Annotated in this window: 14 protein-coding genes; 6 read left to right on the forward strand and 8 right to left on the reverse strand. The window is 43.3% G+C overall.

Annotation, left to right across the window (positions count from 1 at the left end):
- Positions 1-42: 42 nt before the first annotated feature.
- Positions 43-345, reverse strand: coding sequence for an urease subunit gamma (gene ureA, locus V6252_RS12245; RefSeq protein WP_057761815.1), 303 nt, complete (start codon positions 343-345; stop codon positions 43-45).
- A 118-nt stretch (positions 346-463) separates the two neighbouring features.
- Complete coding sequence (locus V6252_RS12250) at positions 464-1492, reverse strand: urease accessory protein UreD (RefSeq protein WP_341610619.1); 1029 nt, start codon at positions 1490-1492, stop codon at positions 464-466.
- An 894-nt stretch (positions 1493-2386) separates the two neighbouring features.
- Here V6252_RS12250 and clpP point away from each other — a divergent pair.
- The 3 genes from clpP (at position 2387) to V6252_RS12265 (ending at position 5802) form a co-directional block, all read left to right on the forward strand.
- A complete protein-coding gene (gene clpP, locus V6252_RS12255) occupies positions 2387-3013 on the forward strand; it encodes an ATP-dependent Clp endopeptidase proteolytic subunit ClpP (RefSeq protein WP_197411852.1) in 627 nt (208 codons plus the stop codon).
- Positions 3014-3199: 186 nt separating this feature from the next.
- Positions 3200-4474 carry an ATP-dependent protease ATP-binding subunit ClpX gene (gene clpX, locus V6252_RS12260; protein WP_341610620.1) on the forward strand — a complete coding sequence of 425 codons (1275 nt, stop codon included), beginning with the start codon at positions 3200-3202 and terminating at the stop codon, positions 4472-4474.
- Between the two features lie 341 nt (positions 4475-4815).
- On the forward strand, positions 4816-5802 hold the full coding sequence (locus V6252_RS12265) for an SDR family NAD(P)-dependent oxidoreductase (RefSeq protein WP_341610621.1): 987 nt from the start codon (positions 4816-4818) through the stop codon (positions 5800-5802).
- A gap of 161 nt (positions 5803-5963) precedes the next feature.
- Here V6252_RS12265 and V6252_RS12270 read toward each other — a convergent pair whose 3' ends face one another.
- The 3 genes from V6252_RS12270 to argS form a co-directional block, all read right to left on the reverse strand.
- A complete protein-coding gene (locus V6252_RS12270) occupies positions 5964-7058 on the reverse strand; it encodes a PTS sugar transporter subunit IIC (RefSeq protein WP_341610622.1) in 1095 nt (364 codons plus the stop codon).
- Positions 7059-7183: 125 nt separating this feature from the next.
- On the reverse strand, positions 7184-7987 hold the full coding sequence (locus V6252_RS12275; protein WP_341610623.1) for an SPOR domain-containing protein: 804 nt from the start codon (positions 7985-7987) through the stop codon (positions 7184-7186).
- 87 nt (positions 7988-8074) lie between these two features.
- Positions 8075-9904, reverse strand: coding sequence for an arginine--tRNA ligase (argS, locus tag V6252_RS12280; protein WP_341610624.1), 1830 nt, complete (start codon positions 9902-9904; stop codon positions 8075-8077).
- A 378-nt stretch (positions 9905-10282) separates the two neighbouring features.
- Here argS and V6252_RS12285 point away from each other — a divergent pair, with 378 nt between their 5' ends.
- On the forward strand, positions 10283-10501 hold the full coding sequence (locus V6252_RS12285) for a DUF2788 domain-containing protein (RefSeq protein WP_101205310.1): 219 nt from the start codon (positions 10283-10285) through the stop codon (positions 10499-10501).
- A gap of 151 nt (positions 10502-10652) precedes the next feature.
- Here V6252_RS12285 and V6252_RS12290 read toward each other — a convergent pair whose 3' ends face one another.
- From V6252_RS12290 to cmoA, 3 genes are read right to left on the reverse strand one after another with little or no spacing between them, the layout of a single operon-like run.
- Positions 10653-11789, reverse strand: coding sequence for a DUF1176 domain-containing protein (locus tag V6252_RS12290; RefSeq protein WP_341610625.1), 1137 nt, complete (start codon positions 11787-11789; stop codon positions 10653-10655).
- 34 nt (positions 11790-11823) lie between these two features.
- Positions 11824-12870, reverse strand: a complete 1047-nt coding sequence (gene cmoB, locus V6252_RS12295; RefSeq protein WP_341610626.1) for a tRNA 5-methoxyuridine(34)/uridine 5-oxyacetic acid(34) synthase CmoB — start codon at positions 12868-12870, stop codon at positions 11824-11826.
- A 50-nt stretch (positions 12871-12920) separates the two neighbouring features.
- A complete protein-coding gene (gene cmoA / locus V6252_RS12300; protein WP_341610627.1) occupies positions 12921-13718 on the reverse strand; it encodes a carboxy-S-adenosyl-L-methionine synthase CmoA in 798 nt (265 codons plus the stop codon).
- A gap of 260 nt (positions 13719-13978) precedes the next feature.
- Between cmoA and msrA the strand changes: the two genes are divergently transcribed.
- Both msrA and tmpT read left to right on the forward strand, forming a co-directional pair.
- Positions 13979-14500, forward strand: coding sequence for a peptide-methionine (S)-S-oxide reductase MsrA (msrA, locus tag V6252_RS12305; protein WP_296207304.1), 522 nt, complete (start codon positions 13979-13981; stop codon positions 14498-14500).
- A 178-nt stretch (positions 14501-14678) separates the two neighbouring features.
- The gene (gene tmpT, locus V6252_RS12310) at positions 14679-15371 is read left to right on the forward strand and encodes a thiopurine S-methyltransferase (protein WP_341610628.1); all 693 of its coding nucleotides are present in this window, start codon (positions 14679-14681) and stop codon (positions 15369-15371) included.

Here is a 15371-nt window from a genome sequence, read left to right on the forward strand (position 1 = left end):
TTTATAGTGAGCATTTCAGTGCTATAACAATGGTATACAGCGTTACACGATGGGATTGTGTACCGTGACCAGTTTGGTGCCATCAGGAAAGGTCGCCTCGATTTGCACTTCATCTACCATCTCTGCGACACCTTCCATGACATCATCAGCAGACAAATACGTAGCACCCTCACTCATTAGTTCGGCGACTCTTTTACCATCTCGTGCACCTTCCATTAGCAGCATACTGATATAAGCGATGGCTTCGGGATAATTAAGCTTAACACCGCGATTTTTGCGGCGCTCAGCCACCATACCAGCCGTAAATAGCATGAGTTTGTCTTTTTCTGTTGGGGTCAGGTGCATGACAATTCCTTATTGTACTTATCATTATATTTATAGCAGATTAGAGGTTTTCAAAGCATTTGATATCGATTAAAAATAGTCGCAATATATCTTAGTTTCATTATTCAAAGTGGTTGTATTAGGTGTCCCAAATACGTGGACGACAAGGCTCAAGTTGCCACCAATATTCGCGTAAGACCTCTCTCAGCTGATAAAACGCTTCAAAACAGCCGCGTACATCTGAGCCGATGTAGCGGATATTGATCGCTTGGCAATTATGAGTGCAATAGACAGGCAATTGTGCTTGAGCAATGACTTGGCGCAATGCTGCTATGGTGTTATCTAGATAGCGAGTTAATGATTGCTTGATAGTTGCTTGGGCCGTTTCGGTCGATTGCGTGGTTTGCGATGCGGAGAGTGCAAGATTGTCATGGACATCGCTTAAGCTGGGTACTGCCCAAAACGATCCATAAATATGCTGGTTCGCTAATCCTAAATTTGAGGTGAACCAGCGATTTTGTGCTGCCTGCGCCACTCGCTCAGCAACGATAACCTTACCATCTCGGTAGATATTCAATCCAGTATGATAACGCCCTTGCAAAAACTGCTCGTCGTAAGCTTGCCGCCCAAAGACGCTAATCTCCCATGTCAGTAGACTAGATGAATCCGTCAAATCAAAGCGGCTCACTGCATGCATATTGGCTTCGTTATAAATGATACTCTCTTGCGGTAGCCATTCTAAACGGGTATGTGCTGCGAGTTTGGCCTGTACATGTTGGCTTGCATAGGCAGCTATTTCATTTTGACCCATACTTTGGTGAGCAACATCGCTGCCCAACGGAGCTTTATGTTTTTGGCTGACACTGTCTTTGCCGTACCACTTACCTGCCCCTGGTGTGGTGATAACAGCGTGGCTACCACTATCCAAACTTAGGTCTATGGTTAGCGTATCGCCGCCTGCGATACCTGCTGGCGGGTATAATATAAGTATGTGACAAATACCCTGCTGCACGCTTGGCTCAGGATATAGAGCACGCTGTACCATCAAGGCACCTGTATGCTTACGATGATAAAGCCGCGTTTTTGAGTTATCAGCCGTACCCTCTTTGGCCGTACTTATACTGTTAACAGTGTCAAAGCTTAATGCTAAAGAAGAGGCCCAACTCATTTTATATACTCATTTACCAATTAAATATTTTTCAGTATTTTATGTGACAACTATCATTTGCTATGCGTTAAAAACACTATTGCCAATCGTTAACTACAGTTCATTCGCTACAGCAATGTCAGAATAGTAACGGAGGAATACAGCGTACATCATTTATCGCGCCCAGCGCACCATGATAAATCAAAGCGTCAATGTTTTTATTGATACAAGCATTATGCCAACTCTTGATAGCAGATAACCAAATAAGAAACCTTATCGGCTCAAAACTTTGATTTGTCTGTGCTTTTTCTATTTAACTTATATGATAAAAACAATCATATATTTCCAGCTATTTCCTAAACGTTTTTTGAGCTTCAGTCATTTATAAAATTAGCAGATACTTGCACCAAAATAGTACATTTTGTCCATAACAGTGCATTTTTTAGCGTTATTGTTAGCGCAATATTTTATGATGATGTTAGATAAGCAAAAATACTAAACACATAACTATTTGCAGACTTAGTCAGTAAGATAGGTGGATTGTAGGGCTATTAATCAGGTATTCTATGTTAAAAAGTCAGGTTAGACATGATTTACGCTATTTGTATCAATATCTGTACGACTTGATAATAGATAAGATAGTATTTGTCTATTTCTAGACGTATTTTTAGTATAAGTTTTAATATAATCAATGAGTCCTAGACATATCGGAGGGTCACTTTTTCAGCTATTTTATGCACAAACCCGTTTTATAGGCTTGAATAGTGAGCGCAGCCCCCTTATAAACAACCCATTAGTCAAAAACTACTAGACAATAAAATCATTCAATCCATTTTTATTTTATACATTTATCGATAGGACTTTTCTATGACAGATTATGATCGCATCACTGCCAACCCGCATTTTGATATGCTGATGAGTGCGCACAAAGAAGTACAGACCACACAAGCGGCTTTAGTACCTATGGTGGTTGAACAGTCCTCACGCGGTGAACGCTCGTTTGATATTTTTTCACGCCTATTACGTGAGCGTGTTATCTTTTTGACCGGTCAGGTCGAAGACAACATGGCTAACCTTATCGTCGCCCAGTTATTATTCTTAGAAGCTGAAAATCCTGACAAAGATATCCATTTATATATCAATTCACCAGGTGGCTCAGTAAGCGCTGGCTTGGCTATTTTCGATACCATGAACTTCATCAAACCTGAAGTATCTACTATCTGTATGGGCGGTGCTTATAGCATGGGTTCATTCTTATTGGCCGCTGGTCAAAAAGGCAAGCGCTACTCACTTGCTAATGCTCGCGTTATGATTCATCAGCCTTCAGGCGGCGCGCAGGGTCAAGCAACGGATATCGAAATTAATGCTCGTGAAATCCTTAAAACTCGTGCACGTCTAAATAGTATCTTAGCTGAGCGCACTGGTCAGCCAGTAGAAAAAATCGAAAAAGACGTTGAGCGTGATTATTGGTTAGATGCACAAGAAGCCAAAGAGTATGGTTTGGTTGACGAAGTATTAGAGCGTCGTCCTGAATCTTTGTAATCTAAGCATTAACGTGATGCCTCTTGATTGAGAGTGCAATCATAAGACCTTTTATAGTTTGTTTGCCGTAGAGTAGACCGTTACCAATGTCATACCTGACCATTAGAAGGTATGACCATTGAATGGATACGATAATCGACATACTACAAATAAACTAACCAGTTTTAAATTTTAGGAGCGCCTTTTATGGCAGAAGATAATACCCCGCAGTGTTCGTTTTGCGGTAAAGCCAAAAGCGATGTACAGCAACTGATTGCTGCTGACGATGCCAACATCTGTAATGAATGTATCGAGCTATGTACCGACTTAATCGCAGACAGCGCAGAGCACGGTGATGATGATAGCGAAGTAGATACTTCTTGGGTCAATAAAAAACTACCAACGCCAAAAGAGCTGCGTGCCAAGCTTGATGAATATGTCATCGGTCAGGACGCTGCCAAAAAAGCATTGGCTGTTGCCGTCTATAACCATTACAAACGTCTAAAAGTTAGCCAAACGTTAGCCAACGACAGCAAAAAAGCTAAGATCGGCGCTGACGATGCAATGGTAGAATTGGCTAAGAGTAATATCTTGCTAATCGGTCCAACTGGTTCTGGTAAAACATTACTTGCGCAGACCTTGGCTCGTCTGCTAGATGTACCTTTTGCGATGGCTGATGCCACTACCTTGACCGAAGCTGGTTATGTTGGTGAAGACGTTGAAAACATCGTACAAAAATTACTTCAAGCTTCTGACTATGATGTGGCCAAAGCTGAGCAAGGTATCATCTATATTGATGAAATCGATAAAATCAGTAAAAAAGGCGACAATCCATCTATCACCCGTGATGTATCAGGTGAAGGCGTACAGCAAGCATTGCTTAAGCTAATCGAAGGTACTGTAGCTGCTATCCCGCCGCACGGTGGTCGTAAGCACCCGCAGCAAGAGTTGATCCAAGTTGATACTAGCAACATCCTAATCATCGTTGGTGGTGCGTTTGCTGGACTTGATAAAGTTATTCAGCAGCGTACCGAAAAAGGCGGTATCGGCTTTAACGCTGATGTTAGCTCAAAAGACGACAGCCGTCGCAGCTCAGACTTGCTACAAGAAGTCGAGCCAGAAGATTTGATCAAGTTTGGTCTGATTCCCGAGCTAATCGGTCGTCTACCAGTACTTGCAGCGCTAAAAGAGCTTGATAAAGAAGCACTGGTACAAATCCTGACTGAACCTAAGAACGCACTGGTAAAACAGTACAAGTACTTGTTCGATATGGAAGGTGCTGAGATTAGCTTTACTCAAGAAGCTCTAGATGCCATCGCCAAAAAAGCAATGGAACGCAAGACAGGTGCTCGTGGTCTACGTTCAATTGTAGAAAACGCCCTGCTTGAGACTATGTATGAGCTACCTTCTATGGAAAATGCCAAGACCGTAATGGTTGATGCTGATGTTATCAATGAAGGTAAAGTACCTAAAATTGCTTAATTTATAATTAATATAAACAGTCCGTTATCATTAACGGACTACTAAAAAGCGTCTGGCTAAATTAGCTCAGGCGCTTTTTTTATGCCTATTATTTAACCAATTTGTTTGTTAGATAGCTTGCCTGTTAGATAACTTGATACTAGATAACTTGCCTACTGAAAATTAGGGACATTCATTACTTCTGTCCTGAAATGACAGCAGCGTTTATCAATCGCAAGTAAACGTCAGCACAAACCATGCTAATGTAGATAGACTGTTTTGACCTTTATACTGTATTTATATATACCGTAAGATATAGCCTGTACAACCCATATGATTAATAAGACAAAGGATTGTTTATTATGCTCAACCATGTGACCGCTATGGCGACTTCATTGCGCCAAAACCTACCGTTTTCCTCTAACCGTACCTCGTTGGATGACTCGAACGTTGCATCCTACTATCGCAACCATGTCGCTGCCATTACGGGCGCAGGCTCTGGTATGGGGCGTGAGCTGGCCATTCATTTAGCGAAAATGGGCTGTCATGTTGCACTATCAGATATCAATCCTGAACAGTTGGCAGCGACCAAACAGTTACTTGCCAATTATGATGTCAACGTCACTATGACCGTACTCGATGTGTCAGACAATAAAGCCGTGGAAGCATGGGCTGATAGCGTAATGGCAGAGCATGGTAAAGTAAATTTCATCTTTAACAATGCAGGTGTCGCACTCTACTCTACCGTCGAAGGCAGTAGTATTAGTGAGCTTGAGTGGGTAATGAACATTAATTTTTGGGGCGTGGTTTATGGTACTAAGGCGTTTTTACCGTTAATCAAAAACAGCGTTAAACAAAGCCAGTTTGGCGAACATGGACATATTATCAATATCTCAAGTCTATTTGGTTTGACCGCTCAGCCATCACAGTCGGCCTACAACTCTAGCAAATTTGCCGTACGCGGCTTCACAGAGAGCTTACGCCAAGAGCTAAATATACAGAACTGCGGGGTATCAGCAACTTGTATCCATCCGGGCGGCATCAAAACCAATATTGCCAACAGCGCGCGCGGTAATGAAAGCATCCATGATATTGGCATGAGTACTGGGCCCAAAGCCATCAGAAGTTTTAATAAATTCTTAAAATTCGATGCCAATGAAGCAGCTTGGATTATCCTACAGGCAGCAGCGACCAACCAACAGCGATGCCTGATTGGTAACGATGCCAAGATGATTGATGCCATCCAACGTGTATTTCCCTCACATTATAGCCAAGTGCTGAACGACTTCCATCAACTGTCCCGCAAACTAAAACCACGTCGTCGTAAGAAGCTAAAGACCGTTAAATAGTATGTTAACAACATTCCCTCTATCATGAGAAATTGATGAATTTATATATAAAAAGCCCAGCTATAGTCGTAGCTAGGCTTTTTTAAGCGTTATTATTGCCGATTAAGGGTAAGACTGAGTTTTGAGACTGTTGATGATATTTCAACTCAATACTTCAAAGATTAAGGCAGCTTCATATCGCCAGCGACTAACCAGCCCATACGGCGCATAATATAAGCTACTAACCCTGCAATCACCGCAGGCAATACAAACATCAGTAGAATAATCGCTGTCCACAGCTGACCCGTGCTCATAATCTCTTGTGATGCCTCAATCACCCCAAACACACCAACCAAACCAGCAGTACCCATACCCGCACCTGTCGCGGTACAAGCTAATCCAAAACCAACGGTTGCGATAGGCCCAACGATAGCACTAGCAATGACAGCAGGCAGTAAAACGATGGGCTTTTTAAGCACGTTAGGAATTTGCAGCATACTGGTACCCAAGCCCTGAGAGATGACACCACTAACGCCATTGTCTTTAAAACTTGCGACAGCAAAGCCAATCATATGCGCTGCACAGCCTACCACTGCTGCCCCGCCCGCCAAGCCACCAAGCCCAATAGCAATACAAATAGCTGCACTCGACGTTGGAAGAGTCAGTAAAATGCCAACCACCACAGCGATGACGATACCCATTAGCAGTGGCTGTAATTCAGTAGCGGCATGAATACCCTGACCGATAGCTGCGACCCCTGCTACGATAGGCGGATTAAGCAGTGCGCAAACTAAGAGAGCAATACCGCACACCACTAAGGGCACCAATAAAATATCAAGCTTCGTCTTACCAGCGATCCAAGTACCAGCACGATAAGCAAACACAGAGGTCAAATAAGCACCGATTGGATTACCCGGCAGTGCTACAAAAGTTGCGGGCCCACCCACTTGCGGCGTAAAGAGCGTGCCTGCCATTAGTGCTTCAGAATGAGCACCAAGCATACCTGCTACGAGACAGCTAAGCATCACTAGCGTTGGCGCTTTTAAGTAGTAAGCGATACCTACACCGATGCCAGCACCCATCAATATCGAGGCAAGCTTTCCGACCGCGACTAATGCTGGCAAATCTAACCAACCACCGATTTGCGAGATAATCAGACCTGCAATTAACGTGACAAATAGCCCTAAAGCCATACCAGTAAAAGCATCGATAAAGTATTTTTGAAAGAACGCTTTAATGATGCTTGCTTGCGGTGTTACTGAGTTAGATACTGTCATAGCCATACTCTTAATGGATGTTTAATAGGGTAAAACAGCTAGAAAGCTTTTGATAAAATAAAGAGATAAAAAAAGCGTCATTACGACGCTTTTTTAATAAATACAATAACTATAAACGACTAAACCTAGCGACGCTGTTCAACGATAATAGAATCTATACCATTGTTTTGTAGGCGCTGCTGTGCTGTCGTTACTGCTTGACGGTTATTCAAAGGACGCGAGATGACTTGATAAATTGGCAAGCCATTACCCGTCGTGTTTTTGACCACGCGAGCATCAACACCCGCCATTAGTACTTGCGCACGGCGACGATCCGCTTCATCTGCATCACTAAAGCTATTGATCTGCAAGATGTAGGTCGCCGCAGGTTTGGCAGCTTGGATGCTCGCCGTACCTGCTGCTGCATTATTGTTGCGGGTTGTAGAGTTACTAGTAGCAGGCGGCGTACCATCATAAGTTGCATCTTCTTCAACGACAACGATATCCTCATTAGGCCCAGCATTATTAGCACCAGCAGGTTCGACAGTCGCATTTTCCGAACCACCGAAGCTGCCCGTTTCGGTACTGCCTGCATCACTATCTGGTTGAGTCACGACGACGTCTGGTTCAAACGCACCTATATCACCTATTTGATCATTATCAATGTCAGCGATATCTTCATCAGGGATGGTTGCCATCTCTTGATTAGGTAAAATATCGTAGAACTCATAATCGCCATTATCGGTATCAGTATCCACACGTGGCTGTACTTGGCGATCAGGGTCATTCTCAGCACTACCATCAGCGGGGCTGAAATTGAATAATGGTGAGAGGTAGATAAACACCCCGATCATAAGGGTCAATACGGCCCCAACAAACATCCACAATAAGCCTGATACGCTACTTGATTTGCGCTTTTCTGTTGCGCCTTTAGGTTTTTTGGCTAGCATGGATCTCGTTCTCCCTACTGGATTTAACTATCATCATCGAATTAATGCTATCAGCTGTCTATACTCATGTCACATTTTAGAAAAGTACTACATGCTAGACGGTGCAGACAAGCCTAGCAGACTAAGGCCATTTGCCAATACCTGTCTAACGGCTTTTGACAGACGCAAACGTGCTTGCATTAAGTCTAGCTCATCCTGACTTGGCGTTTCACCTGACGTCAAGCTCATTGGCAAGATACGATTGGTGTCATACCAACCATGGAACAATGCCGCCAGCTCTTTTAGGTAGTTGGTCAAGACGTGCGGTTCATAACCAGTCGCTGCACGAAGTAACGTCGCTGGATATCCTGCTAACAGTTTAATCAGCTCGTCTTCGTTTGGCGCACTTAGCAAGTCTTGATGTGCCAAACCAATGGCATCATCTACGGTCAAATCGTAGGTTGCCAATTTTTCTAACACGCGGCAAACGCGCGCATGAGCATACTGAATATAATACACTTGATTGTCTTTGCTTTGTGATTTGGCAAGTTCTAAGTCAAAATCTACATGCACTTCAGGCTTACGCGCAACATAGTAGAATCGTGCAGCATCGTTACCGACTTCTGCACGTAGCTCACGTAAGGTCACAAACTGACCAGAACGCGAAGACATTTGTACCTTTTCACTACCGCGCCATAATGCCACAAACTGTACAAGTACCACATCAAGACGTTCAGCATCGATACCAAGAGCTAGTAGCGCTGCCTTTACGCGTGGGACATAACCATGGTGGTCTGCGCCCCAGACGTTAATGACTTTATCAAAGCCGCGATCAAACTTGTTTTTATGATAAGCGATGTCAGAAGCAAAATACGTCGACTGGCCATTGGCACGGCGTACCACACGGTCTTTCTCATCGCCGAAATCAGTCGATTTAAACCAGATATTGCCATCTTTTTCGTATAGGTAGCCTTTGTCTTCTAGTATTTGTAGGACAGGCTCAATCTCGCTATCGATAGATCTTTCGCTAAACCAGCACTCGTAGCTCACACCAAAGTCATTTAAGTCGTCTTTGATATCCGCCAAAATACTGCTCAATGCCGCGTTTAAAAATAACGCGTAGCTGTCACCTAGCAAAGACTTACTATTGGCAATCAAGCCATCAATATGCGCTTCTTTATCACCTGAGATGACGGTTTTTTCGCCATCAGTATTAATCTCAAACTGAGCATCTTCTGGCACATCTTTGGCAACGTCTGCAAAGCTATGTACGTAGCTATCGCCATGCTGTGTTTTTAGCGTTTGAGCGATGTCACTGACATAATCACCTTGATAGGCGTTGACTGGGAAAGTTATCTCTTCACCATTTAGCTGTAGATAGCGCAAATATGTACTGGTGGCTAAGATGTCCATTTGACGACCAGCGTCATTGACATAATATTCACGCGTGACGTCATAGCCAATAGCTTCTAGCAGGTTAGCAACGCTCATGCCAAATGCAGCACCGCGACCGTGACCGACGTGCAGACTTGACGTTGGATTGGCAGAAACGAATTCAACTTGAACTTTTTGACCGTCAAACTGATTGCTCAAGCCAAAGCGATCTTGCAATGTAAAGATATCGTCCAATACAGAAAACTTAGCTTCCGAGTTTAAGAATACGTTGATAAACCCTGGACCTGCGATTTCTACTTGGCGAATATCTTGATTGTCAGGCAATGCGCTGACGATTTTTTCAGCAAGTTGACGCGGATTGGCCTTGGCCGCTTTCGCTGCCGTTAGTGCGATATTACTGGCAAAATCACCGTGACTTAAATCTTTTGTACGGGTGATTTGACTGTTGTTTTGCCAATCGCTTGGTAGCGTACCATCTGCTTGTAGGGTTTGAATTGCATCGTTAAATAGGGATGCAAGCGTATCAATTTGGGCTTGTGACATAGGAATTTGAACTCAATTAAATAAACAACAAAAACGGTGCGAATGCGAGCAATCGATAACTGCTTATTATAATAGCGACCGACATTGCAGGGATAGAATAATGTAAAAAGATAAGTAACCTGTAAATATAACAATCTTTGCGCTTTATTGCACCATTTGCGCCAAAATTAGCACTAAAATCTTACCGTTATCAGGATTTGGGCTGACTAATATCAATGATGCAAAATTGATAAATAACTCATAACGTGAATTGTAGCGTTACTGTTGCTCAATACTGGGCAGTCGTTTATACCTGACTGCTTCCACGTTATAATAATGGTTTGTACGGCTCTTCTAAAATATAGAAGACGTGTTACTACTCTATTATAGGATTACGCCATGTTTGCTATTGCCGCCAGTACTGTCACCAGTTGGGGACTATACGTCTTGTTGCCGATATTCATCGCTTTCTTGTTTTTTATTATGTGGGATATCTCTAAAACGTCTGAAGCTGGACGCGCTGGTACTTTTTGGATATTTCTAGCCCTAGGCGCAGGTTCTGTTGGTTTTATCCTTAAGATAGTCATGGAAGTCGCTTTCAAAAAATGGTTAATCTAGTTGGCCATTTTCATCACTATTCTTTGATATCGCTTAGGACATGAGTAGCAAAACTAAAAACGTAATATACAACTTATGACTGCTGCGCTTGATAAGGTGTCAGTCATTTAAATCAAAGTCTTTTAAATCAAAGTCTTTTAAATCAAATAAGCTATTGAGCCTTAGCATTATTCTCTATGACCTGACTCACATAAGTTGGTAGGGCCCACGCTCCACCAGCAAAACCTCGGCACATGCCCGTACTAGACTCTTCGCTCTTAGCAAATGTCTTACCATTCCATATCCATGTAGTACGGTTCCAGCAATCACCGATACCTCGATCTTTGTGAGTGGCCGAAATCTCACCATCAAAGTAATCATTCCCTGCTGTTGTGATAAGCATAGGCTTGCTAGGCTTTGCATTATCAATGATCCAGTAGCCGTTACTTGAGTTGTAAGCACCTAGCCAGCAAGTATGCGCGGCTAACGTATAGCTATCATCAATCGGTATAAAGTCCCAACCAAGCATCGTAGAGCCATACTCTGACATCCGCTGATATGTCTCAGTTTTTGGGTTAATCAGCTCACAATCACCCATCACGTCCTTAGACCCTATAAGCTGCTCGGCATTAATATCGACCCAGTTATCAATATTTTTCTGAAAATGCGCTAGCTTTGATGGAACAAGTGTTTTGTTGTCTTTTGCTGAATACGCAAATGCTTTTTGAATGATTGGTTTTGGCAAAGCTGCTTTAGGACGTTGACGATTTAGATTACTCCTACTGACCAATGCTATCGGCGTCCCTACTCGACCTTGCTCATCGTCTAGTTTGAGCAATACGGCTGACATGCCTTTATCGCTGATCTGCCAGTGGTTGTCGCCTGCTCTAATTTCTATCTTAGTCGCTATACGAGCATGAGCAAGCAGTGCTTGGGTCTGCTTGGCTGACAAGTCGTATAGTAGACTGTCTTCTTTATTGGGTTGCAGCACACCATAGTTTTTGTTGTTCAGCCAAAGCTCAACACGCTTCAGCTCATCTAGCGGCACTTCTGAGATAAACTGAATTTTCCCTTTTGGTAGAGCTACTTTTGGCAACGCTGTGAACAAGATTGAGGCAGGCTCATCTATTAGTGCTTCACTAGCGTAACCAGCAGCTCGACAAGTCCGCGTATTATCACAAACCACTTGCCAGTCGTCTTGTACAAAGCCCCAGCCTTCGGATACATTCCCATAACCTGCTATAGCAGGTAGCGATAGCAAGCTGATGGTAGCTACAATCAAAGTCTTTGATGTCTTCAATGTCTTCATAGTGCTTTCCTTATGTTAGCTACCACCATCAATGCTACTTTTTGGCAATCAAAGTCGCACGCATGGGAGCAGGATACCCCTCGACGGTCTTAGTAGAGTCATTAGGATCTAAGAAGTCTGCTAACGAATGATAGGTCATCCATTCGGTTTGTCGTTGTTCCTCAGTCGAGGTGACTGCTACATCGACGCAGCGCACATCTGAAAACCCTGCTTTCTCCAGCCAGCCAATTAATGCCGCCACCGATGGCAAGAAATAGACGTTATTCATCTGCGCATAACGGTCGTGCGGCACCAGTACAGTATTGGCATCACCTTCAATCACCAGCGTCTCAAGTACCAGCTCACCACCTTTGACCAATTGCCCTTTAAGCTGTTGTAAATGCTCAAACGGTGACTGACGATGATAAAGTACGCCCATGCTAAATACGGTATCAAACAGCTGACTGTGCTCAGGTAACGCTTCAAGCGGTACAGGAATATAATGCGTACGGTAACGGCCTGTATCACTAGCATCTGCGGCACCAACGAAATGACGAATCGCCATAAACTGATGATAAAACAAACATGACGGATCAATAATAATAACGGTATCCGCGCCAGCCCCTGCCATGCGCCAGCCGTGATAACCAGAGCCACCGCCCACATCCAATACGCGGCGACCGTCTAATCTACTTAAATGCGGCGCAACACGTTTCCATTTCCAATCACTATGCCACTCGGTATCAATCTTAATACCTGACTCATCATCGCCGATTTGACCGCCAATTTGAAATGGCCCTTTACGCCATGGCATCAACTGCTTTAATAACGCCGTTGTTTGTTTGCGCTGAGACTCATTTAGATCTGCCTCAATCGTCAATGTATCGCTGTTTAAATCGACATGATTGACAGCTAAGTTTGGCAAACGAGCAACTGACGCTTGGTAGGCAGGCGCGTGCGCATAGTTGGCTTTGTCTTTTATATCACCTAGCCACGTTGGTAATTGCTTAAGCCATTCATAAGCGCTTGGCTGCTGCTGTGCCAGCTCTAGCAAGGTTAAATATAGTTCGCGTTCGGCGTTAATGATAGTGTCGTTGAGCATAAAAGCAGGTTACCGTGTTGATTAAGAAATAAATGTGTTAAAAGTAAGGATTATTTAAACGCCACAATAGAGACAAAATTCAAAAACTGAAACCACGTTAGATGACGTTTAAAGCCAACATCGCTCAATCGTGTATGATGCTCATCTAACGTGTCAGTAATCAGCACATTTTCTAACGCATTACGCTTGCCGCTAATCTCCATCTCGGTGTAGCCATTGGCACGTTTAAAGTCATAATAACGCTCTACTAACCATGCATCATATTGCTCATCAAACGCATGGGTTTTTTCAGTCAGTACCAATATACCGCCTTCGCTCAATGCCGCATAAACTTTCTCTAGTACTGCTACCCTATCAGCAGCTGGCAAAAACTGTAACGTCAAGTTCAAAATCACCATATCGCACGGCTCAAGCTCAATATCGCGGATATCTGCTGTGATTACTTCGATGTCATGCTCAGGATAATTTTCACTCAGTAGCGTGGTCGCCTCGGTCGTCATCGCTGGTGAGATATCAATTGCTTTAATCTGCAAGTCTTGTGGGTCGAACTCACCAGCTAGCGTCATACTGGCGGCACCCAATGAGCAGCCTAAATCATAAACACGACTAACACGCTGACCACTATCGCTCTGCTGGCGATACTTACAATGACGACGGGCAAATATAGGTAACATAGCTAGTACCTGACCATAACCAGGTACACTGCGACGAATCATGTCAGGAAAACAAGCCACCACTTGCTCATCAAATGAAAAGCGTGCGGCCTTATCCAGTGGCGTGGTAAACGGTTTATCAAATAGGGTGTCATGTTTGATAGCAGGCTGGGATTGGCTCATGGGATGACTCATTTTTTAGAATAGAACTGAAATTAAGAATTACTTGGTGACTTTTGCTTGGTAGTTTCGCTTGTCATTATCAGGTGATAAAGAAGTAAGATAGCAAAAGCCCATTATAACATTACTGTTTGTTACTTATCGCCTTTGGCTTGCCTGCTAAGCTGAATAAATAGTGCCAAGGGTAATGAGACGTTTGAAAGAAGCATTGAAAAACGAGAGCGTCACTACCAAATATAGCGCTTAACCCATATTTATAATAATAGGAAAAAATTATGCAAACGATCGTATTAGGTGGCGGCTGCTTCTGGTGCACCGAGTCTGTATTTTTATCGGTAAAAGGTGTGCAATCTGTCGTCTCAGGCTACATGGGCGGTGATGCTGTCTCTGCTAACTATGAAGCTGTCTGTAGCGGTACGACTGGCCATGTCGAAGTCATCAAAGTCGAATTTGATGACTCTATCGTCCCGTTAGAAGTGATACTCGATGTCTTCTTTGCTACGCATGATCCCACCACGATGGATCGTCAAGGCAATGACGTCGGTAGTCAGTATCGCAGCGTGGTCTTTTACACCGAAGACAGTCAAAAACCGACCGTTGACCGTACCATCAATAAGTTACGCGATATGGGTGTTAATGTGGTGACGGAAGTACATCCTGCCGTTGAATTTTATCAAGCAGAAGACTCACATCAAGATTTCTTCAACAGAAACCCAGGACAGGCTTATTGCAACTTTGCGATACCACCAAAGCTCGCTAAACTGCGTAAAGAATTTAGCAAGTATATGGTTAGTTAAATGAGGGTTCGCTAAATTGAATAAGACATTATTTATTCAAAAAGTTTCTTAGCCTAATGTTAGATACCAGCCAAACACTTATACTATAGGTGTTTGGCTTTTTATTAGTTATTCCTTTGATATATCAGATCAATATTAGAACCGTATATATAAAAATTTGCAGATAGAGGACCACAGCATGAACCCTGAGTTTTGGCAAAAACGTTGGCAAGAAGGTCGCATTGGATTCAATCAATCTGCGGTCAATCTCTTGCTAATTGAGTACTTTAACTATCTCAATTTAACTGCGGGTAGCCGCGTCTTTGTTCCGCTTTGTGGCAAATCTATTGATATGGTTTGGCTAGCGACGCAAGGCTATGACGTGGTGGGCGTTGAGTTGGTCGAAACAGCCGTACAAGAATTTTTTGTTGAGCAGAACATCCAACCTACGGTCTATCAACAGGCAGACAATCCAGCGATTAAATACTATCAAGGTCAGTTGTCGGGACAAACCATCACTTTATGGGTCGCTGATATCTTTGCACTGACTGCTAAAGATATTGGCTCTATTGACGCAGTATATGATAAAGCGGCATTAATTGCCCTGCCAGCCGATATGCGTATGAAATATAGTGAGCAAGTGCGCAAACTTAGTAGCGATACCAGTAAAGTTGATGGTGCTAACAATGAAATAACACCGCAGCTTCTACTCACGCTAAATTACGATCAGCGTAAAAAGAATGGACCACCCTTCTCTATTAATAACGAACAATTAGAGCAGTATTATAGCGCTCACTACCAAATCAGTGAGCTAGCAAGCGTGCCTTCTTCTATAGGTTCTGCACCTGATATCACCGTCACAGAACACGTTTGGCTATTGAGCAATAAATAA

The organism is Psychrobacter proteolyticus, assembly GCF_038155145.1.
GTDB classification, from domain to species: Bacteria; Pseudomonadota; Gammaproteobacteria; order Pseudomonadales; family Moraxellaceae; genus Psychrobacter; species Psychrobacter proteolyticus_B.